18 protein-coding genes and 1 pseudogene are annotated in these 21448 nt (G+C 65.8%); 12 read left to right on the top strand and 7 right to left on the bottom strand.

What is annotated here, in order from left to right:
* The 3 genes and pseudogenes from VFA16_RS16855 to VFA16_RS16845 form a co-directional block, all read left to right on the top strand.
* Positions 1 to 383: pseudogene (locus VFA16_RS16855) on the top strand (enoyl-CoA hydratase); the annotation flags it as partial.
* A 44-nt stretch (positions 384 to 427) separates the two neighbouring features.
* Positions 428 to 2878 carry a nitrate reductase gene (locus VFA16_RS16850; protein ID WP_324968917.1) on the top strand — a complete coding sequence of 817 codons (2451 nt, stop codon included), beginning with the start codon at positions 428 to 430 and terminating at the stop codon, positions 2876 to 2878.
* Entirely contained in the window at positions 2875 to 3354 is a 480-nt protein-coding gene (locus VFA16_RS16845) for a hypothetical protein (protein WP_324968916.1), read from the top strand. Before VFA16_RS16850 ends, VFA16_RS16845 begins: the two co-directional genes overlap by 4 nt.
* 88 nt (positions 3355 to 3442) lie before the next feature.
* On the opposite strand, the gene VFA16_RS16840 is transcribed toward VFA16_RS16845, so the two are convergent.
* From VFA16_RS16840 to VFA16_RS16820, 5 genes are all read right to left on the bottom strand, one after another.
* Complete coding sequence (locus VFA16_RS16840) at positions 3443 to 4495, bottom strand: patatin-like phospholipase family protein (RefSeq protein ID WP_324968915.1); 1053 nt, start codon at positions 4493 to 4495, stop codon at positions 3443 to 3445.
* A gap of 133 nt (positions 4496 to 4628) precedes the next feature.
* On the bottom strand, positions 4629 to 5096 hold the full coding sequence (gene cynS / locus VFA16_RS16835; RefSeq protein WP_324968914.1) for a cyanase: 468 nt from the start codon (positions 5094 to 5096) through the stop codon (positions 4629 to 4631).
* A 12-nt stretch (positions 5097 to 5108) separates the two neighbouring features.
* On the bottom strand, positions 5109 to 5873 hold the full coding sequence (locus tag VFA16_RS16830; RefSeq protein ID WP_324968913.1) for a class I SAM-dependent methyltransferase: 765 nt from the start codon (positions 5871 to 5873) through the stop codon (positions 5109 to 5111).
* A 4-nt stretch (positions 5874 to 5877) separates the two neighbouring features.
* A complete protein-coding gene (locus tag VFA16_RS16825) occupies positions 5878 to 6393 on the bottom strand; it encodes a nitroreductase family protein (RefSeq protein ID WP_324968912.1) in 516 nt (171 codons plus the stop codon).
* Between the two features lie 26 nt (positions 6394 to 6419).
* Positions 6420 to 7028 carry an HD domain-containing protein gene (locus VFA16_RS16820; RefSeq protein ID WP_324968911.1) on the bottom strand — a complete coding sequence of 203 codons (609 nt, stop codon included), beginning with the start codon at positions 7026 to 7028 and terminating at the stop codon, positions 6420 to 6422.
* A 103-nt stretch (positions 7029 to 7131) separates the two neighbouring features.
* Here VFA16_RS16820 and recC point away from each other — a divergent pair, with 103 nt between their 5' ends.
* The 6 genes from recC (at position 7132) to VFA16_RS16790 (ending at position 17113) form a co-directional block, all read left to right on the top strand.
* Complete coding sequence (recC, locus tag VFA16_RS16815) at positions 7132 to 10410, top strand: exodeoxyribonuclease V subunit gamma (RefSeq protein ID WP_324968910.1); 3279 nt, start codon at positions 7132 to 7134, stop codon at positions 10408 to 10410.
* Complete coding sequence (gene recB / locus VFA16_RS16810) at positions 10410 to 13685, top strand: exodeoxyribonuclease V subunit beta (protein ID WP_324968908.1); 3276 nt, start codon at positions 10410 to 10412, stop codon at positions 13683 to 13685. Before recC ends, recB begins: the two co-directional genes overlap by 1 nt.
* Entirely contained in the window at positions 13682 to 15406 is a 1725-nt protein-coding gene (gene recD / locus VFA16_RS16805; protein WP_324968907.1) for an exodeoxyribonuclease V subunit alpha, read from the top strand. Before recB ends, recD begins: the two co-directional genes overlap by 4 nt.
* A 47-nt stretch (positions 15407 to 15453) precedes the next feature.
* On the top strand, positions 15454 to 16251 hold the full coding sequence (locus tag VFA16_RS16800; RefSeq protein ID WP_324968906.1) for an SDR family oxidoreductase: 798 nt from the start codon (positions 15454 to 15456) through the stop codon (positions 16249 to 16251).
* 17 nt (positions 16252 to 16268) lie between these two features.
* Entirely contained in the window at positions 16269 to 16535 is a 267-nt protein-coding gene (locus VFA16_RS16795) for a YdeI/OmpD-associated family protein (protein ID WP_324968905.1), read from the top strand.
* 194 nt (positions 16536 to 16729) lie between these two features.
* Positions 16730 to 17113, top strand: coding sequence for a DUF7144 family membrane protein (locus VFA16_RS16790; protein ID WP_324968904.1), 384 nt, complete (start codon positions 16730 to 16732; stop codon positions 17111 to 17113).
* A 100-nt stretch (positions 17114 to 17213) separates the two neighbouring features.
* On the opposite strand, the gene VFA16_RS16785 is transcribed toward VFA16_RS16790, so the two are convergent.
* Positions 17214 to 18161 (bottom strand): class I SAM-dependent methyltransferase, encoded by a 948-nt coding sequence (locus VFA16_RS16785; RefSeq protein ID WP_324968903.1) that lies wholly within the window; start codon positions 18159 to 18161, stop codon positions 17214 to 17216.
* A gap of 88 nt (positions 18162 to 18249) precedes the next feature.
* On the opposite strand from VFA16_RS16785, the gene VFA16_RS16780 reads away from it, so the two are divergent.
* The 3 genes from VFA16_RS16780 to VFA16_RS16770 all read left to right on the top strand — a co-directional run bounded on the left by VFA16_RS16780 (position 18250) and on the right by VFA16_RS16770 (position 20273).
* Positions 18250 to 18975, top strand: coding sequence for a TVP38/TMEM64 family protein (locus VFA16_RS16780; RefSeq protein ID WP_324968902.1), 726 nt, complete (start codon positions 18250 to 18252; stop codon positions 18973 to 18975).
* Positions 18976 to 19148: 173 nt separating this feature from the next.
* Positions 19149 to 19784: a maleylpyruvate isomerase family mycothiol-dependent enzyme gene (locus tag VFA16_RS16775; RefSeq protein ID WP_324968901.1), complete on the top strand. Its 636-nt coding sequence runs from the start codon at positions 19149 to 19151 to the stop codon at positions 19782 to 19784.
* Positions 19785 to 19814: 30 nt separating this feature from the next.
* A complete protein-coding gene (locus VFA16_RS16770; protein ID WP_324968900.1) occupies positions 19815 to 20273 on the top strand; it encodes an alpha/beta hydrolase in 459 nt (152 codons plus the stop codon).
* 153 nt (positions 20274 to 20426) lie between these two features.
* Here VFA16_RS16770 and VFA16_RS16765 read toward each other — a convergent pair.
* Positions 20427 to 21448, bottom strand: a 1022-nt coding sequence (locus tag VFA16_RS16765) for a serine hydrolase domain-containing protein (RefSeq protein WP_324968899.1), incomplete at its 5' end; no start/stop codon positions are given.

The raw sequence follows: 21448 nt of genomic DNA, 5'->3' as shown, positions 1-21448 counted from the left end.
TCGCGATGGGCGCGTTTCTGCTCTCCAGCGGAGATCATCGAATTGCCGCGCCCGCGTACAACATTCAGGCTAACGAGGTGGCGATCGGGATGACGATCCCGTACCCGGCGCTGGAGATCATGAAGCTTCGGCTGACGCCGTCGGCGTATCAGCAGGCGGTCGGTCTGGCCAAGACGTTCTTCGGGGAGACCGCGATCGCGGCCGGTTGGATCGACGAGATCGTGCTGCCCGACGTGGTGCGTTCCCGCGCCGAAGAAGCCGCCCGCGAATTCGCGACACTTAGCCAGCAGGCGCATGCCGCGAGCAAGTTGCGGACCCGCGCCGAGACACTCCAGGCCATCCGGGCCGGGATCGACGGCATGGCAGCCGAGTTCGGGCTGTAGCCGGCGCAGGTTTCGTTTTCCCAGGTCGGGGTACGCATCCCGGCGTGGGGGCAGTAGACCGGATCGCGGAACCGTGGGGGTCGCGCACCCCGTACGCGCCGGGCACCGAGTGGCCGCAGCGAATCGACTGTTATCTCGCCGACGGGATCACCCCGGACTCGGTGGACCGGTGGGTGCAGTCGGCGGCGGTGTTGCACTCCAACGGCGACGGCCTGGACATTGCGGTCAAAGACGGCCGGATCGTCGGTGTCCGCGGTCGCGGCATCGATCGGGTCAACCACGGGCGCCTGGACCCCAAGGACTTATTCGGCTGGCAGGCCAACGCATCCGCCGATCGGCTCACCACTCCGCTGGTGCGGGTCAATGGGAAGTTGCAGTCGACCGACTGGGACACGGCCATGGACCGCATCGTGGCCCGCAGCCGCGAGCTGCTGGACGGTCACGGGCCCAGCGCGATCGGTTTCTACACCACCGGGCAGCTGTTCCTGGAGGAGTACTACACCCAGACCATCATCGCCCGCGGCGCGATCGGCACCAACCACCTCGACGGCAACACCCGGCTGTGTACGGCGACGGCCGCAGCGGCGCTCAAGGAGTCGTTCGCCTGCGACGGCCAGCCAGGTTCCTACACCGATGTCGACCACGCCGACGTGATCGCGTTGTTCGGCCACAACGTCGCCGAAACGCAGACGGTGCTGTGGGCGCGCATGCTCGACCGGCTGGCCGGCGACCAGCCGCCTGCGATCGTGTGCGTGGACCCGCGGCTTACTCCAGTGGCCCGGCAAGCCACAGTGCATTTGGCGCCGCTGCCGGGAACCAATGTCGCGTTGATGAACGGTCTGCTGCACGAGATCATCGCGCATGATTGGGTGGATCACGACTACATCGACGCGCACACAATCGGTTTCGACGAGCTGCGCAAGCGAGTCGACGAGTACCCGCCGGAGCGGGTCGCCGCGATTTGCCGCGTCGCCGCCGACGACATTCGGCGCGCAGCGCAAGTGATCGGCACCGCTGAGCGGTTGATGTCGACTGTGCTGCAAGGCTTTTACCAATCCCACCAAGCCACCGCGGCCAGCGTGCAGGTCAACAACATCCATCTGATCCGGGGCATGCTCGGCAAGCCGGGCTGCGGTGTGCTGCAGATGAACGGGCAGCCCACCGCGGAAAACACCCGGGAATGCGGCGCCGACGGGGACTTGCCGGGCTTTCGTAACTGGGCCAACGACGACCACGTCGCCGATCTGGCCCGGGTGTGGAACATTGAGCCCAAACAGATTCCGCATTACGGGCCGCCGACGCACGCGATGCAGATGTTCCGCTTCGCCGAAGAAGGCACGCTGCAGATGCTATGGGTCACGGGAACCAATCCGGCGGTGTCGCTGCCGGAGCTGGCGCGGATCCGCGACATCCTGTCCCAGGATCGTCTGTTCCTGGTGGTGCAGGACATCTTCATGACGGAGACCGCAGAGCTGGCCGACGTGGTGCTGCCCGCTGCGGCGTGGGCCGAGAAGACCGGCACCTTCACCAACGCCGACCGCACCGTGCACCTGTCCGAAAAGGCCGTCGACCCACCCGGTTCGGCGCGTCCTGACCTCGACATCTTTCTCGACTATGCCCGACGGATGGACTTCCGCGACAAGGACGGCCAGCCGCTGCCGGCGTGGACCGATCCGGAGTCGGCGTTCGAGGCGTGGAAGAAGTGCAGCGAAGGCCGGCCCTGCGACTACACCGGCCTGAGCTATGACAAGCTGCGCGGCGGCAGCGGAATCCAATGGCCTTGCAACGCAGAACATCCCGACGGAGCCGAACGGCTGTACACGGACGCCAAGTTCTGGGCGCACCCGAATTACTGCGAGACGTTCACCCGAGACCTGGTGACCGGGGCGCCGATGGAGCCCGACGAATACCGGGCCATGAATGCCTATGGCAGGGCGATCATCAAGGCGGCCCAATACCTGCCGCCGCACGAGGTGCCCAGCTCCGACTACCCGTTCGCGCTGATCACCGGGCGCACTCTGTATCACTTCCACACCCGCACCAAAACGGCTCGGGCACCGCAACTTCAAGACGCCGCACCTGAAGTGTGGGTGGAGGTCTCCGAACGCGACGCCCGTCGTCTCGGGATCGCCGAAGGTGACGCGGTCGAGGTGAGCACGCCTCGCGGCAGCGTCACCTGCGCAGCACGCATCTGCGGCATCCGCCACGGCGTGTTGTTCTTGCCGTTCCACTACGGCTACTGGGACGCCGACGACAGTCGAGGTCATCACCGCGCCGGCAACGAACTCACGATCACCGACTGGGATCCCGCGTCCAAGCAGCCGATCTTCAAGACGGCCGCCGCACAACTGCGCCGCCTCGGCCGCGACGACGGTGTCGTCGACCGTGCGCCGACCACGACCGCGTCGGCTCCGGTCGACGGCCACGTGCCCACCACGACGGGCGGCCCGGCGGCCACGGCGGCTGAACTCGCGGCGACCGGAGGGCAGTCATGAAAATCAAACTGGCGCTTCGCGAATTGCACCGCTCAGAACGCAAACTGGCCCACGAGTTGAATGTGGTGGCCGCGCGACATCACAGCGACCAAAACATCTATCACCTGGCGCGCGACTTGGCCGGCTGGTCGCAGGCGCACGTGCGGGAGCTGGCCGAGCAGGGCCGCCACTACGGGCTGCGGCTGTCGGCGCGCCCGCGGACCGGAGCGGCCACCGGTTTTCTGCAGACCCGCACCAGCGGCATGCTGCGTCACCGCCCGGAACCGGGGCTGTTGCTGGTCGCGGATCTGCGGCGCATCCACAAACTGGCCGCAGGGGTGTCGGTGGATTGGGAGCTGCTGGGTCAGGTCGCCCAGGCCACGAAAGACGAGGAACTCCTGAGCCTGACCAAGCGCTGCCACCCAGAGACGCTGCGCCAAATGCGTTGGGCCAACGCCATGCTCAAGGAGCTCTCGCCGCAAGTGCTGACCAGCTGAGCCCTCGCCTCCTGTCCTGAGCCCTCGCCTCCTGCCGTTAGCCCTCGCCTCCTCCCGGCGGCAAGTGTGGCATGCCCGATTCGCCGTGTCACTTCACCTGCGCGACGACGCCTGCGCCGTCATCAGCGGAGCGGAAGCGTTTCAGATATGCCGGCCAATCCCAGGTCGACAGAAACTCCTGCGCTACCTCGTAGCCCTTGTCGTAGAGCGCTTCAAGGCTTTCTCTCGAGACACCGAAGTCGAGGATGCCAACGTCCGACGTGGGCACCTCGATCGCTCGGGCACGTACCCAGGGCAGATTGAGGTACGCCTGGTCGTGGCCGACCAGCAACGTCGTGATCAGGCTTTCCAACAGTGATGGCGGTCCGAGGAAACGCAGTGGCCGCAACGCCGGGAGCACTTCGGTGATGCCGCCGGTAAGCGTCGGGATCACGGTGATTCCGATGGTCGGCCAACGCGGCCGTTTGCCGTCGGGCCGATCGAAGGAGTCGATCGGAAAGTTCGACAGCATGCCACCGTCGACCAGCGTGGAGGTCCGCCCGTCGGCGCTGGTCAGTTTGGCCGGTCGGTAGAAGAACGGAATGGCCATCGAGGCGCGAACCGCGTCGGCGACCAGCTGCTCGTCAGGGTCCAGCCCGTAGACACGCTGGTAATCCCAGGGCAGGCGGACCAGCTGGCTTATCGTCAGGTCGGCGACGGTGACCGCCAGCTTGTAGCGGCGCTCCGTGAGCACGTACTCGTCGTCGAAAGCCAAGTCGCCGAACGTGGTGACGCCCAGGTTCTTCAGCTCGCTGCGAATCCAGTTGTAGGCGAAGTCACCCCGGTAAAGGCCGCTGCCTGACAGCATCCCCCAGGTGGGACCGACGACCGGAAGCGGCCCGGCGTCGCGCCATTTGCGGAGTGGCACCGACAGCGCGAGCTCTTTGACCTCGTCGCTCGTCAACTGGTCACCCTTGGACGCGGCCGCCAAGATCGCCCCGACCACCGAGCCGGCCGATACACCGGACACCCTCTGGATCGAATATCCGGCGTCCATGAGGGCGACGACGGCTCCTACCAGGCCGATGAATTTGACCCCGCCACCGGAGAGGACGAGGTCGACCTCTTTCGGCTCCTGGTCCCTGGATCGATCGTTTGCCATGGCTGCCTTCCTATCTCGCAAACCCAAAAGCCCGGAGCTGAGGAGCGAGGTGACGTCATCTGGGCATTAGTCAATGTGCCCGCCTACGCGCGATTAGCGGTCACGTCGCTCCGGTCGTGCCGGTTGGAATGGTTTACCGTTCGGTGGATACCCATTCGTAAGGAAGGAATTTGCCGTCGAATGTCACCACGACGCGGTCGCCCGACGGGTGTGGTTTCTTCTGCAGGTCGACGCTGAAGTTGATGGCGCTCATGATCCCGTCGCCGAACTGCTCGTGGATCAGTTCCTTGATCGCGGGCCCGTACACCTGCAGGGCTTCGTAGAAGCGGTAGATGGTCGGGTCGGTGGGCACTGCCGTGGGCAACCCGCCGCGCATCGGCGTTGCGGCCAGCACCGGCACCGCCGCCTCGTCAAGGCCCAGCATTTCCACGAGCACCTTGGCCAGCTCAACCGGGATCGGATGCTGGCCCAGAAGTGCCGACGTGGTCCACACGACCGGCTTTTCGATGGCGTCGGCCAACTCCTGCCAGGTGAGCCCCTTTTGCACGCGGGCGACGACGATCTGTTCGGTGATCTCGTTTCTGGTCATGGAACCCAGCATTGCACCGTCAGCTCACGCCGGCTTGGTCGCCGTCACCAACCGCGTCGACACCCACGGACCGCCGTACCACATGCGCCAGCCGAGGTTGCGCCGTCGCACATCGCGCCAGCCGAGTTCGCGCAACTGCTGAGCGTGCTGGCGGGTTTCCCACAAGTCCGCGATGGCGAGCCGCCCACCCGGGCGCAGCACCCGAACCGCTTCGATCAGAGCAAGACGGCGGCCGTCGCGGCTCGGAATGTTATGGACGGCAAGGCTGCTCACCACAACGTCGAAGCTTTCGTCGGCGAATGGCAGCGCGGTCATGTCGGCGGTGCGCACCTCGACGCGGTCGGCGACGTTCTCCAGCTCTGCATTGGCCATCGTGGCCGACGGCGAGTTGTCGGTCTGGTCGGCGCGCCACAGATCAACGCCGATCGCTCGTCCACGCGGCAGCCGCTTGGCCGCCGCCAGCAGCACCGCGCCGCGTCCGCACCCCAGGTCGAGCAGCGTTTCGTCACCCTGCAGACGCAGCTCGTGGAGAATCTCGTCCCACACTGCGAATTTGCCCACGCGGGTGGCGTGCAGATAGACGGCAGCGCTGGCGAGCATCCCAACGCCGCCCGTGCCCGCCAGCGCAGCGGCTACCCGTTTACCGCGGACCAAACTGACCGCGGCCCACAGCAGCAGCGCGCCGGCTTCGACGACGACGCCCACGCCTTGCGCCCGTGCCGACAGGGTATGGAATGCCCCGTCGATCCCGTAGTCGGCTTTGCGTGTGGCGGCTGCGCTGTGCGCCACTAGGTCACCAATGTCCGTGATGGACGACCTCTTCGAAGGGCCGCCGGTTCGGTTTGCGGATCGGGGTGAGCGGGCGATCAGCGGGATATCCGATACCGAGCAGGTACGCCACCAGGTAGTCATGCGGGACGCCGAGAATCTGGCGTGCTCTGTCCTGGTCTCCCACCGACGAATGCCCGGTGCCGATCCCAAGATCGGTGGCCGCGAGCATCATCGCCATCGTCGCCTGGCCGACGTCGTATTGGTCGGTCAGCTTGCGGCGATCACTCGGCGGTACGGGGATGACCAATGCGATCGCGGCCGCAGCAGACGCGATATGACCGGCGCCCTGCCACACCGTCGACAAATCCTGCAGCTGGCCCCGATCCGTGACGATGACGAAGTCCCACGGCTGGCGGTTCTTCGCCGACGGTGCCCGCCATCCGGCCTCGGCGATGCGGTTCAGGTCGGCTTCGGATATCGGCTCTGGCCGGTACTGTCGCACGTTGCGCCGGGCACAAATGGCATCCCAGGTCTCCATCTCGTCCTCTCATCTGCGCCCCCGCGTCATGATATTGCCGGTTCGGCGGCGACCTCCCGCTCCAGCGTGTCGATCACGTCGCGTAGCTCGTCGACCATCCAGTTGTCGATGCGGTCGCTGTAAACCTCCAGCAACGACCGGTAGTACCACAGGTGCTGCTGCGGGTCGTGAACCTTAAACCGTTCCCACAGCTCGTCGCCCAGGTCGCGGAAGTCACGCAGAATCGCGCGGGCGTTGTGCAGCTTGTCGGCCAGCGACACGAGGATGGCTTCTTCGGAGGCGTCGCGCAGGCAGCGGATGTAGTTCTCCTTGCGCTCACGCCAGGGCGGCTTCGGTGTCTGAAAAGTGTCGCTGCATTCGGAGACGATCAACGCGACGTCAGGGCCGAACTTCTCCCGAATCTCATCCAGCGTCGCTTGACCCCCCTGGTCTTCGACGGCGTCGTGCAGCAACGCGGCGATGGCCTGCGTCTCGGCGCCGTCGGCCTCGATCACTAAGCCCGCCACCGACAACAGATGCCCGAGATACGGAGTGCCGCTGCCCTTGCGGGTCTGGGTGGCGTGCTTTTCCGCCGCGTATTGCAATGCCTCGACGAACGTTTGCGTCAGCCGTGGCGACGCTGTCTGGCTGGTCATGCTCCCCCCTCCTGGCCATGTTCGGCCTCGCTATCCAACGCGACCCTGACATCACCGCGAAGCAGCCATCGATGTCAGTGCGCCGTTTTATGGTGGCACCGCTATGGCGCTTCATCTCCACCGTGCCGAGCGCACCGATCTACTGGCCAACGGGCTCGGCGCGTTGCTGGCCAACCCGCTGTCGGACCCGTTGGCCGAAGAGCTGGTGTTGGTCCCGGCCCGTGGCGTGGAGCGATGGCTGAGCCAGCGGTTGTCCCATGTGCTGGGCTGTACCCGCGGTGGCGACGGAGTATGCGCCGGCGTCGCGTTTCGCAGCCCGGGTTCACTGATTGCCGAGGTCACAGGCACGGTCGACGACGACCCGTGGTCACCGGAGGCGATGACGTGGCCGTTGCTGGAGGTCATCGACTGCTCGTTGGACGAGCCGTGGTGCCGAACCCTGGCAAAACACTTGGGCCACTTCGACACCGACACTGAGGCCGAGCTGCGACGGGGCCGACGGTATTCGGTGGCGCGACGGCTGGCCGGCCTGTTCGCATCGTATGCCCGGCAGCGTCCGCAGCTGCTGGTCGACTGGCTGGACGGTCACGCACCGGACTTAGATGCCGACTTGGCCTGGCAACCGGAGCTGTGGCGGGCCCTGGTGGCACGGGTGCCGGCCGATCCCCCGCATATCCGCCACCAAAAGACCGTGGCCCGGCTGCGGGAAGGCCCGGCGGAGCTGCCGGAGCGGCTGTCGCTGTTCGGGCATACCCGGCTGGCCTGCACCGAGGTAGAGCTGCTCGACGCGCTGGCCACCCACCACGAGCTGCACCTGTGGCTGCCGCATCCCAGCGACGACCTGTGGCAGGCGCTGGCCGGCGTGCACGGCGCGGTGCCGCGCGACGAGGACACCAGCCGGCGCTGTGCGAGGCACCCCCTTCTGGAAACCCTGGGCCGTGACCTGCGTGAGCTGCAGCGGGCGCTGCCGGCCGATGTCGCGTCCGACGAATTCATTTGCGTCACAACGCGGTCCGATACGTTGCTGGCTTGGTTGCAATCAGACATCGCCGCCAACGCGGTGCGGCGCGAGGATCGCACTTTGGACGAGGAGGACCGCTCGGTGCAGGTGCATGCCTGTCACGGTCCGGCGCGGCAGATCGACGTGCTGCGTGAGGTGCTGCTCGGCCTGCTGGACGACGACCCGACGCTGGAGCCGCGCGACATCGTCGTGATGTGTCCCGACATCGAAACCTATGCGCCGCTGATCGTCGCCGGCTTCGGGCTCGGTGACGTCGCCGGTGACAGCCACCCAGCACACCGCTTACGGGTCAGGTTGGCCGACCGGGCGCTGACCCAGACCAACCCGCTGCTCGCGGTCGGCGCCGAACTGCTCGGCATCGCGGGGACTCGGGCCACCGCCAGCCAGGTGCTCGACCTCGCCCAGGCGCCGCCGGTGCGCGCCCGATTCCGGTTCAGCGACGACGACCTCGACCAGATCACCGAGTGGGTGCGCCAATCCAACATCCGCTGGGGCTTCGACCCGCAACACCGCCAGCCGTACGGCCTGGACCACATAGTGCACAACACGTGGCGCTTCGGCCTCGACCGCATCCTGACCGGGGTGGCGATGTCCGATGACTCGCAGGCGTGGCTGGGCACCGCGCTCCCGCTCGATGACGTCGGCAGCAACAAGGTAGGGCTGACCGGGCGGCTGGCCGAATATGTCGATCGTCTGCAGCGCGTCGTCGAACGACTCAGCGGTGCAAAGCCGTTGACGGAATGGTTGGACGCCCTGAGTCAGGGCATCGACATGCTGACCCGCAGCGACGATGCTTGGCAACAGGCCCAGCTGCAGCGCGAATTCGCAGATGTCTTGGCGCAGGCGGGTTCTCGTGCGTCGACGCTGCTGCGGCTGCCCGACATCCGCGCACTGCTGAGCGGTCATTTGGCGGGACGACCGACGCGGGCGAACTTCCGCACCGGGACGCTGACGGTGTGCACGATGGTGCCGATGCGTTCAGTGCCGCACCGGGTGGTGTGCCTGGTCGGGCTCGACGACGGGGTGTTTCCGCGGCTCAACGCCCAGGACGGCGACGACGTGCTGGCGCGCTGTCCGATGACCGGTGAGCGCGATATCCGTTCCGAGGACCGGCAATTGCTGCTCGACGCGATCTGCGCGGCCACTGAGACGCTGGTGATCACTTACACCGGCGCCGACGAGCACTCCGGTCACGAGCGTCCGCCCTCGGTGCCGCTGGCGGAGTTGCTCGACACGCTTGATCAGACCACGACGCAGCCGGTGCGTGACCAGATCCTGGTCAGGCATCCGCTGCAGCCGTTCGACCGCCGCAACGTCACCCCTGGAGCGCTGGTGCCGGGCAGGCCGTTCACGTTCGATCCGACTGCGCTGACCGCGGCGCAAGCTGCTACCGGGGAACGTTGTGTCCCAGGGTCGTTCATTACAGATCCGCTGCCCGCGCCGCCTAGCGACGACGTGGCCCTTGCCGATCTGCTGGAGTTCTTCAAAGACCCGGTCAAGGGGTTCTTCCGCGCGCTGGATTACACGCTGCCGTGGGACGTCGACACGGTCGAAGACGCCATGCCGGTCGAAGTCGACCCGCTGGAGGAATGGACGGTCGGCGACCGGATGCTGCACGACATGCTGCGCGGCATGGATGCCGACACCGCGGCCCAATTCGAGTGGCGGCGGGGCACTTTGCCGCCTGAGCGGCTGGGCTGGCGCAAAGCCAAGCAGATTCGCGACAGGGCCGCGCAGTTGGCGGTCACCGCTCGGAGCTACCAGCAGGTCGACTCTATGGCGCACGACGTCGCGATTGATATCGGTGAGGGCCGCCGCCTCACCGGCACAGTGGATCGGGTGTTCGACAACCGGATCGTCCAGGTCACCTACTCGCGGATCGCGCCCAAACACAAACTGCAGGCGTGGATCTCGTTGGTCGCATTGACCGCGGCCAATCCGAACCGCGACTGGACCGCCGTCTACGTGGGGCGCGGCCCGAAAGACACCATCGAGGTGTGCTGCTTGCAGACACCGACCGATGCCTCGGCTGTGCTCACTGATCTGGTGCAGCTCTTCGACGCCGGCCGCCGCGAGCCGTTGCCGCTGCCACTCAAGACGTCCTACGCGTGGGCGGAGAGGCGCCACAAGGGCAAGGACCCGGAGAAATACGCGCGCAGCAAGTGGGAGAGCAACAACTTCCACGACGGCGAGGACTGCGAGCGCGCACACGTGCGAGTGTGGGGATACAAGGCGCCGTTCGAGGTGCTGCTGGGTCCATCCCGCCCGGGTGAGGAAGTATCCGGCGAAGAAAGCCGATTGGGCGCGTTGGCTTCCCGGCTGTGGCTGCCGGTGCTGGCCGTCGAAGGCAAGGCCGGCTGATGGATCGCTTCGACTTGTTGGGTCCGCTGCCGAACGAGGGCTCCACCACGGTGCTGGAGGCCAGCGCCGGCACCGGCAAGACGTTCGCGCTGGCCGGGCTGGTGACGCGCTACCTCGCCGAGACTAGGACAACGCTCGACGAGATGCTGCTGATCACGTTCAACCGCAACGCCAGCCGCGAGCTACGCGAACGGGTCCGCAGCCAGATCGTCGAAGGGCTGGCCGCATTGGACGGTCGGGTGCCGCCGGGCAGCGATCTGGTGCAGCATCTGGCGACTGGGAGCGACGCTGACCGCGATGTCCGACGCGGACGGCTGCGTGACGCGCTGGCCAACTTCGACGCCGCTACTATCGCCACCACCCATGAGTTCTGCGGCCGGGTACTGAAATCGCTTGGCGTAGTGGCCGATAGCGGCACAGACGCCACGCTGCAGGAAAGCCTCGACGACCTGGTCACTGAGATCGTCGACGACCTGTACCTGGCGCAGTTCGGGCGTCAGGAAGACGATCCGGTACTTACTTATAGGCAGGCGCTCGAGTTGGCTCGTGCTGTCGTGAACGACCCATGCTCGCAACTCCGTCCTCGCGATCCCGACCCGGACAGCACGGCAGGAACCCGGTTGCGGTTCGCCGACGACGTAAAAACGGAACTCGAGCACCGCAAGCGACGGCTGCGCATCCTCGGCTACGACGACCTGCTAACCCGGCTCGCGAAAGCGCTTGAAGCGGAGGACTCTCCAGCCCGCGACCGGATGCGCCAGCGGTGGCGGATCGTGCTGGTCGACGAGTTCCAGGACACCGACCCCATCCAATGGAGAGTGCTCGAGTGCGCGTTCAGCGGGCACTCGACGCTGATCCTGATCGGCGATCCCAAGCAAGCCATCTACGGTTTTCGCGGCGGCGACATCCACACCTACTTGCATGCCGCCCGCAGCGCCGACGCCCAATACACTTTGGGCGTCAACTGGCGCAGCGACAAGCCGCTCGTCAAGAGCCTGCAGACGGTGCTGTGTGGTGCGGCGCTGGGCCACCCCGAGATCGTCGTGCGCGACATCGACGCCCGCCACGACACGCACCGGCTGGCCGGCGCGCCGCACAACGCACCATTTCGTCTGCGCGTCGTCAAACGCCCCGCACTCGGCTACGACGACACCGACACCATCCGGATCGACACGTTGCGCCGCCACATTCCCGCCGATCTGGCCCGCGACATCGCGGCTCTGCTGGCCAGCGACGCCACCTATGACGGCCGTCGGGTAAAGGCGGGGGACATCGCGGTGATCGTCGAGCGACACGACGATGCCCGCGCCTGTCGAGATGCCTTGGCGGATGCCGGTATCCCCGCGATCTACACCGGCGACACCGATGTGTTCGAGTCCCAGGCTGCCAAAGACTGGCTATGCCTGATGGAAGCATTCGACGCGCCGCACCGCAGCGGAGTCGTGCGCGCCGCCGCGTGCACCATGTTCTTCGGCGAGACGGTGCAAACCCTTGCCGCCGAAGGCGATGCGCTTACCGATCGGGTGGCGGGCACGCTTCGGGAGTGGGCCAACCACGCCCGGCAGCGCGGGGTCGCGGCGGTCTTCGAGGCTGCACAGCTGTCCGGCATGGGCCGGCGGGTGCTGAGCCAGCTGGGCGGCGAGCGGCACATGACCGACCTGGCGCACATCGCGCAGCTGCTGCACGAGACCGCGCATCGGGAACGCTACAGCCTTCCCGCGTTGCGCGATTGGCTAGGCCGCCAGTGCGAAACCCGCACCCGAATCTCCGAACACAACCGCCGGCTGGACAGCGACGCCGCCGCGGTGCAGATCATGACGGTGTTCGTGGCGAAAGGTCTGCAGTTTCCGATTGTGTATTTGCCGTTTGCGTTCAACCGCTTCGTGCGCAGCGATGACTTCCTGCTCTATCACGACGAGTCGGACGATCGGTGCCTCTACATTGGCGGCAAAGATCGTACCGGCGAACGGAATTTCGCCGAAGATCGGAATCGGCGCGAGGACGCCCGCGACAACATCCGCACCACCTATGTCGCGCTCACCCGGGCACAGTCGCAGGTGGTGGCGTGGTGGGCACCAGCCAAATACGAAGTCAATGGAGGGTTATCGAGGCTCCTGCGCGCTCGCAGCCAGGGCCAGGCCGAAGTGCCGGACAAGTGTGAGTCGGTGATCACCGACGACGAAGCGTGGGCGGTATTCAAGCAGTGGGAGGCCGCAGGCGGGCCGTCGGTGGAGGAATCGGTGGTCGTTCCCCCTGCCGCGGTGGAACCCGGTTCGCAGACAGCCAATTTCGGGGTGCGCCACTTCCATCGGGCGATCGACATCAGCTGGCGGCGCACTTCGTATTCGGCGCTCGTTCGCGGCGCGGAACCGGTGGGCGTGGAAAGCGAGCCCGAGGTCGGAACGCGCGACGATGAAGTGGAAGGCGTCGTGGTCACCGCGCTTGGTGGCGGCTCGGATATGGCCTCACCGCTGGCCGGGATGCCATCCGGCGCGGCGTTCGGATCGCTGGTGCACGCGGTACTCGAGACTGCGGATCCCTCTGTGCCCGACCTGGCCGCCGAGCTGGCGGAGCAGGTGCGACGGCACCTGGCGTGGTGGCCGGTCGACGTCGGCGCTGCTGGGTTGGCCGCCGCGCTGGTGCCGATGCACGACACATCGCTGGGACCGTTAGCGGGCGGGCTGACATTGCGGCAGATCGGTCTGCGAAACCGACTGCGAGAGTTAGATTTCGAGATCCCGTTGGCGGGCGGTGATCTGCGCGCTGCTGCACCCGATGTGTCGTTGTCTGATGTGGGTGAGCTGCTGCGGCGGCATCTGCCCGCCGATGATCCGCTGGCCTCGTACGCCGACCGGCTGACCGCGCCAGCGTTAGGTGCTCAGTCGCTGCGCGGGTACCTGGCCGGCTCGATCGACGTGGTGTTGCGGCTTCCGGACCCGCGCTACCTGGTGGTGGACTACAAAAGCAACCACCTTGGCGACACGGCCGCCGATTACAGCCAGCCGCGGCTTGCCGAGGCCATGTTGCATTCCGACTATCCGCTGCAGGCGCTGTTGTATGTGGTTGTGCTGCACCGGTTTCTGCGGTGGCGACAGCCCGGCTATGACCCGGCCGAGCATCTCGGCGGGGTGCTGTATCTGTTCGTGCGCGGCATGTGCGGTGCTGATACCCCGGTGCTCGACGGGCATCCCTGCGGGGTGTTCAGCTGGTGCCCGCCGGCCGAGCTGGTGGTGGCGCTCTCGGAGCTGCTCGACGCGGGGAGGCGAGCGGCGTGACCGTCGTAGAGACCGAAGTCGCCATCGGCTCAACCGGTGTGCTGCAGACGTTCAACCAGGCGGGCGTGCTGGACCTCGCCGACGTGCATGTCGCGAACCGCATCTGCGAGCTGGGCAACGAACCCGACGAGCAGGTGGCACTCGCGGTGGCGCTCCTAGTTCGGGCGCTGCGCGGTGGGTCGGTGTGCGTCGACCTGTCAACGGTTGCGTCGAGCGTCGGCGGTGAGGACGTTCCGTGGCCGGAACCCGCCGAGTGGCTGGCGGCAGTGCAGGCAAGCAAGCTGCTCGGCGACCCGCCGGTGCTGCATCTCTACGACGAGAGGCTGCTGTACTTGGACCGGTATTGGCGCGAGGAACAGCAGGTGTGCGACGACCTGCTGGCGTTGCTGGTTTCCAAGCCGACAGTCGAAGTGCCCGCCTTCGAGCGATTTTTCCCGCCTGGGTACGAGGAGCAGCGGCAAGCGGCGAAAATCGCGCTGTCACAGCCCGTGACCGTGTTGACCGGTGGCCCGGGCACGGGCAAAACCACCACGGTCGCGCGGCTGCTGGCACTTTTGGCCGAGCAGGCGGAGTTCGCGGGGTCGTCACGGCCGCGGATTGCGTTGGCGGCGCCGACGGGCAAGGCGGCGGCGCGGCTGCAAGAGGCGGTGGCAATTGAGGTGGCCAACCTTGACGCCGTCGATCAGGCAAGGCTGGGTGAGCTGCAGGCAATGACAGTGCACCGGCTACTGGACACGCGGCCGGGGTCGTCGTCGAGATTTCGGCACCACCGCGGAAACCGGTTGCCGCACGAGGTGATTGTGGTCGACGAGACGTCGATGGTGTCACTGACGCTCATGGCGCGGCTCCTGGAGGCGGTGCGCCCGGATGCCCGGCTGATCCTGGTCGGCGACGCCGATCAGCTGGCCTCGGTGGAAGCCGGCGCGGTGCTGGCCGATTTGGTGGACGGGCTATCGACCCGTGACGACGTACGGGTGGCGGCGCTGCGGACCGTGCACCGGTTCGGGAAGTCGATCGGCGCGTTGGCCGACGCTATCCGGGTCGGTGACGCCGATAGCGCGCTGACGTTGTTGCGGTCGGGCGACGAGCATATCGAGTTAATCGAGGACGACGACCCGAGCTTGCACTTGCGTTCTGTCGTTGTGCCGCACGCACTTCGGGTGCGCGAGGCGGCGTTGTTAGGAGCCGCCGAGGAAGCGCTGGCGACGCTGGACGAGCATCGGCTGCTGTGCGCGCATCGCAAGGGCCCTTACGGCGTGCAGTATTGGAACCGGCAGGTGGAGAAGTGGCTTTCCGACGAGACGGGTCAGCCGCCGTGGTCGGAGTGGTATGCGGGACGGCCCCTGATCGTGACGGCGAACGACTACGGGTTGCGTGTCTACAACGGCGACACCGGTGTCGTGGTGGCCGGACCCGACGGGCTTCGGGCCGTGATCGCCGGTGCCGCAGGCACCATCGACTTCGCGACCAGTCGACTCAGCGACGTCGAGACCATGCATGCGTTGACGATCCACAAGTCGCAGGGCAGCCAAGCCGACGCAGTGACAGTGCTTCTGCCGCAGGAGGATTCACCGCTGTTGACCCGGGAGTTGTTCTATACCGCGGTGACCCGCGCCAAGCGGAAGGTGCGTGTTGTGGCGTCTGAGGCGTCCGTGCGGGCGGCTATCGGTCGCCGGGCACTACGAGCCAGCGGGTTGGCCCAGCGGTTGACCACCTCCTAAACGCACGGGCCATTGCGACGGACCCTAGTGGTGCCTAGGCTCACCCAATGACACTTCCACCACCATCAGCAGGATCAGTCGCCGTGGTCACCGGCGCATCCTCAGGTATCGGCGAACAATTCGCCCGTCAACTCGTGGCCCGCGGCTACCGCGTCGTCGTCACTGCCCGCCGGGAGGACCGGCTGCAAAAGCTGTGCGCGGAACTGGGCGGCGATAAACACGCCGTCGCCGTGGGTACCGATCTGGCGGTCCCGGAGGACCGCGACCGGCTGGCCGCACGCATCGACGAGCTGGGCGCAGAGGTCGACATCCTGATCAACAACGCTGGCCTGGGCATCTACACCAAGTTCGGCGCCGAAGGTCGCGACAAGGAACTGCAGATGCTGCGTGTCGACGTCGAGGCGGTCGTCGACCTGATGCTGCGCTACCTGCCCGGCATGGTCGAACGCGGTCGCGGCGCGATCATCAACCTGTCGTCCGTGTCGGGATTCCAGCCGGCCCCGCACAACGCCGGCTACGCCGCCGCCAAGGCGTATGTGCTGTGGTTGTCGGAGGCGGTGCACGCCGAGGTCGCCGACAGCGGTGTGACGGTCACCGCCGTCTGCCCCGGACCGGTACCGACGGAGTTCCAAGCAGCTAACGACGCCGACTTCCTGGTGACCCGGATGCCGTCATTCGTGCAGGTTCCCGCCGAGCGGGTCGTCGCCGATGCGCTGAAAGCCGCCGAGCGTGGCCGCGCATCAGTGGTGCCGGGCGCGCCGCACGTGCGAACCTTCCTGGGCTCTTCCCGCTTCATACCGACTCCGTTGGCCTTGCCTGTCGTCGCACGAATGTACAAGCGGTAGCGGTTATCCTGGCCGCCGTGAGCCAACAAGTATCCGGTGGGGTCGTGCACAAGCTGCCCGCAGACCTGCGCGATGCGCTGATCGCAAACTCCACGGCACTCGCCGCTTGGAACGACATCACGCCCTTGGCCCGCAACGAGTTCATCTGCTGGGTCGAGGACGCCAAGCAAGAGAAGACGCGACAGCGCCGCATTCGCCGGACCCAAGAGGAGCTGGAAGAAGGCAAGCGCCGGCCCTGTTGCTGGCCGGGGTGCAAGCACCGCGAGCGCACTGGCAAGCCTTGACCAGGCCGCTAGAGCAGCCTTTAGGCGGCTGTTCAACCTGTTTAGTCGTCGGGTGGCGAGGGTAGTACCTCAGCGATCGTTACTCGGTAGGTCGCGCGGCAAAGCGAAGGTATTGATGTTGCTCGTTTGTTCGTTGGACGCAACGTCGAACGGCTTTCGCTGCTGTAGCGCTGTGTGAACGGCATGGGCTAGAGATGACTGAAGATCGGCAAGGCAGTGACCACCAAATACGGCAGGCCGACGTTTCACGCCTACCGTTCACCGCCGGGATCGCGCTGGGTATTTCCGCCCTGGTCACCGTTGTGCTCGGCCTGTACACCCTCAAATCGTGGGGATGGCTCTTCATCGTCGTCGGAGTTATCGTCGCGGTCACCGCGGCGATGCTCCTCTTCCACGTGTCCTGGGCATCCGTGGCTGCCGGCGTAGCGGCGTTGGCGTCGTTAATAGTCTCAGCCATATGGGTGGCCACCTACCCTTGGTTTAGTGTTGCGGCCATACTGCTTGACCTTCTAGCTATTTATGCGCTTGGCAGGTCGATAGTTCGGTTACGGTCCGGTCGAGATCCACTCCGCACATAAATCTGCTTTCCCGCCAGTATGTCCAAAATGGATTGGCGGCAAGGATATTCACGCATTTCGCTGAGTGTTGCGAGTACTTCCGCCTAACTCTGCAGGTGTGCTACGTCGCCGTCCGCTGCGCAGACACAAACAGGTTCTGCGGCACGCCGTCCTCGACCTCTTTCGGAGGCTTGCGGCCGTAGCCAGCCATCAGCTCTGGCGACGGCGTCACCGTCACGTCCCAGCCGTGTCGGCGCAACCAGTCGCCCACGTCTTCACGTTCCTCGAAGTACCACAGCTCGTCGGTGCGGGGCACCTCACGCTGCGGGTCGACCTTGGCCATCAACGCCCGGACCCGATCCATCCGCGCACGCCGCCTCGCGCGGAATTCGGGGTCCATGAACTTGGGCCCGAGCGCCTCGACCGCGACCCGGCTGCCCGGGACAGCGAGACCGTGCACCCGCTCGAACAGCAAGTCCTGGGCCGCCGCGGGCAAATACGGCATCAGCCCCTCAGCTGACCACGCGCTGGGCGCCGAGGCGTCAAAACCGGCCTGCTGCAACGCTTCCGGCCAGCCCTGACGCAGATCCACCGGGACCTCGACCCGATGGCACGTCGGCTCCGCCCCGTGGTCGCGCAACGTCGACGACTTGAACTCCAACACCCTGGGCTGGTCTAGCTCGTAGACCGTGGTGTCGTCGGGCCACGGCAACCGCCAGGACCGTGCGTCCAGGCCGGCTGCCAGGATCACCGCCTGACGGATGCCGGCCCGGGTGGCGTCGACGAAGAAGTTGTCGAAAAAGGCGGTGCGACAAGCCATATAGTCGACCATCGACCGCATCCGCAGCGGCAAATCGGGTTCGGCTTCGACGACCTCGGCGGGCAAGTCAGGAGCGGAGTGCCAGCTCCACACTCCCTCGCCGGCGGCGTCGAGGAAAACCCGCGCGAACGGATCAGTGATCAGCGGGTTGTCGCTCTCGGTCTCTGCCGCGCGCGCCGAGGCCACGCCCAGCGCCGTCGCGCCCACACTTTCGGTGATCTCCCAGGTGTCGTTGTCGGTCCTCGCCACTCTCACTCCTCCCAGTCAGCGCCACCCTACGGGAGCCACTCGGCCACGACCGCGTGGCCGACGCCGGTACGGAAGAATCGCGGTCAGCATGGTCGACAACGAGGGTTCTCCACCGACATCGCGGCGACGCCACATCGTGCGGCTCGCCGTGTTTGTTGCTTTCCTGCTCGGGCTGTTTTATCTGGTAGCCGTCCGGCGAGTCGTCGACGTTGAGGAGGTGCGACGCGCGGTCTCGGCGACGGGGCCGGCGGCCCCGCTGACCTACGTCGTGGTATCGGCAGTCCTCGGCGCATCGTTTGTGCCCGGTCCGCTTCTGGCTGCGGGCAGCGGGGTTCTCTTCGGTCCGCTGCTGGGCGTCTTCGTGACGCTGGGTGCGACGGTGGGCACCGCGGTCGTGGCGAGCCTGGTCGGCCGTCGGGCCGGTCGAGACAGCGTGCGGTCTCTGCTGGGAACGGAACGCGTCGAGCGAATCGACGCGCTGATCGAGCGAGGCGGACTGTGGGCGGTCGTCGGTCAGCGCTTCGTCCCGGGCATATCGGATGCCCTGGCCTCCTATGCGTTCGGGGCGTTGGGAGTGCCGTTGTGGCAAATGGCCGTCGGTGCGTTTATCGGTTCGGCGCCGCGGGCGTTCGTCTACACCGCGCTGGGCGCCTCGATCGCCGAGCGGTCGCCGGCGTTGGCCTACGCGGCGATAGCGGTTTGGTGCGTGACAGGAATCGTCGGGGTGCTCGCTGCGCGGCGGGGATACCAAAAGTGGCGTGGTGGCCGCGGCGAGCCGAGCACCCAGAGCGTCGACGACGGTGACCGCGTCTGAGCGTCGGCCAGTCGGCGACGTGTTTGCCAGTTTGCGTCCGCGGCTTGGTGAACCAAAGACTTCTCAGCCATGATGACCGTGGATCACTGCCTTGGAGTCACGTGCACACTCACGGCACCTGCCCTCGGAGCGATTTCACCGCCGCCCTCCTCGGATGGTCCTATCCTCGGCCCGTGGACCGCGATCAAATCCATGCCGCTACGGCACAGGAGCGTCGCCGCATTGCGGATCTGATTGACGATCTTGATGAGGCTCAGCTAGCGACTCCTAGTCTGTGTGCCGGGTGGGATGTAAAGACGGTGGCTGCGCATCTGGTGATCACGTTGGCCGGGGGAATTCGCCGGGTTATGTGGCTGGCCGCCCGACGCGGGAGTCCTGACCGTGCGATTGATGAGCTAGCGCGCCGCAGCGCTCAGCGATCAGCAACCGAAATCGCGGCAAGTCTGCGTGATCTCGCCGATCACCGATACTGGAGGCCGCCGCCTCAGGCACCGGGTCTGCTAGCCGAAGTCTTGGCCCATAGTGGCGACATCCGAATCCCGCTTGGACTTTCGTTGGACCTCGATCCGCAGCCGACTGCAATTGCGCTCGACTTCTTGACCGGCCCCGTGCCATTCGGTCTGGTACCGCTGGGACGGCTGCGAGGGATTCGCTTGCAAGCCACCGACATGGATCGAACATGGGGTAAAGGGCAGGAAATTCGCGGGCCGGCAGCCAAATTGCTGATGGCGGCGGTAGGACGCACTTCGGTGCTAGATGCGCTCGATGGGCCAGGAGTACCCGTCTTGCGTCAGCGGATGTATCGCTAAAAGTAAACGCTCTCGCCGTTCGGACACTTGGTGTCTGTAAAAGCCAGTCAGCTCGCGCTGCGGTTCCAGCTCCCGGCCTCAGGCTTCTATGACCAGTTCAAGGAGCAGCCCGACGTGGTAAATCCGGACTGGGACAAGGGGTTGAGCCAACCTGACGGGCAATTGCGAACGACATGGATCGATATCGACATTGCGCGCAAACTGTTATATGCCGACTGCGACGATCACACCATCGGGGCCGCCTTCGATCGGCTGCGGCCCCAATCGGCTTACCCATTCACCGCACCTCTTCCGCTGGCCGAATACCCCTCGGTGAGTTGCACATCGATTGTTTGCACCGATGATCAACTGCTCAACCCGGAGTGGCAAAAACGGATTGCTCGTGACATTGGCGCCGACATCGTCGAGCTTCCCGGCAGTCACTCACCGCTCCTTTCACGACCGTCAGCGGTGGCCGACGTATTGCTCCAGTTGACCAGTGCCATGTGATTGTGAATACCGCCGCCGGTTGCTCCCAGAAATGACCAGTCGCGTAGCGACCCCGACCTCTGCCATTCGGTACCTTCACTGTGGCGTGGCCGCTCCCTCTCGCGGGTATGAGCACACTGCGGTACAGGAGCGGAGTTCGTGGTCGCCGGTGGCCTAGCCGGCACTGCTGTAAAGACGCAACGCCCGGGCTGCCGCGGTGGCGACTGCACCGCGTAGATCCGAAATCGGTGTACTGCCGCGCACATGGATGGCGTTCGAAAGCAGAATCACGTAGGTATCCGAGCCCGGGTCCAACCACAGTGACGTTCCGGTAAAGCCGGTGTTGCCGAAGCTGCCGATCGGAAAGATCATGCCTCGCGGCATCGAATACAGCGAATCGATATCCCATCCGAAGCCAAACAAGTTCTGTCCCTTGATCGCTGGATAGCTCGGAGCGCTAGCTTTTCGGGCATTGTTGGCTGCTTCGAGTTGGTGAGGTGTATGTCCGGGCTGCTCGGGAGTCGTCATCAACTCCAAAGTCGCTCGCGTGAGCGGAAACTCGCTCGGCCGGTCGGCAAGTCGATCGAGCAGGGCTTGCGCAAAGATACTGAGATCGTGCGCCGTAGAGAACACACCCGCGTGTCCGGCGACCCCGCCCATGCGGCGCGCGGTCGGGTCATGGACAGTGCCGCGAAGCAGAGCGTAGTAATCGGGGTTCTTGCTGGGATCGGCTCTATTTTCCTCGTCGCGTGCCGTTGGCGCGATGCGCGGTAAAAGACTGGTGCTCCACGCACCTGCCGGGCACGCGGTCGGCACAGGCACTTTCGGCGGAGGAGCCCATGTAATCGCAGCACCTATCACCTTGTGCGGGCCACAAGCTTTGGTTGCAGGAAGGTAGCGGGTCTCTGCCATGCCTAGGGGCGCAAAGACATTGCGCTGGACGTAGGCGTCTTCTGGCTTGCCGGTGACTTTTTCGAGCAGCGCGCCGAGGAGAATGAAGTTGATGTCGGAGTAGCGAAAAGCCGCACCGGGCAGCGACTGCAGCGGCGTGGTGAGGGCGCGATGAATGCCCTCGGCTTTGTCGGCTCCGTTCAGTCCCCACGGATCTGCGAGGTTGACGTCGACCGGTTCACCTGAAGTGTGGGTCAGCAGCGCGCGGACGGTCACCTGTGCGCGCTGCGGATCGTTGGCAATGT

This window comes from Mycobacterium sp. (assembly GCF_035653355.1).
Classification (GTDB): domain Bacteria; phylum Actinomycetota; class Actinomycetes; order Mycobacteriales; family Mycobacteriaceae; genus Mycobacterium.
Note: the sequence above shows the minus strand (reverse complement) of the source record. Positions and strands in the feature narration are given on the sequence as shown.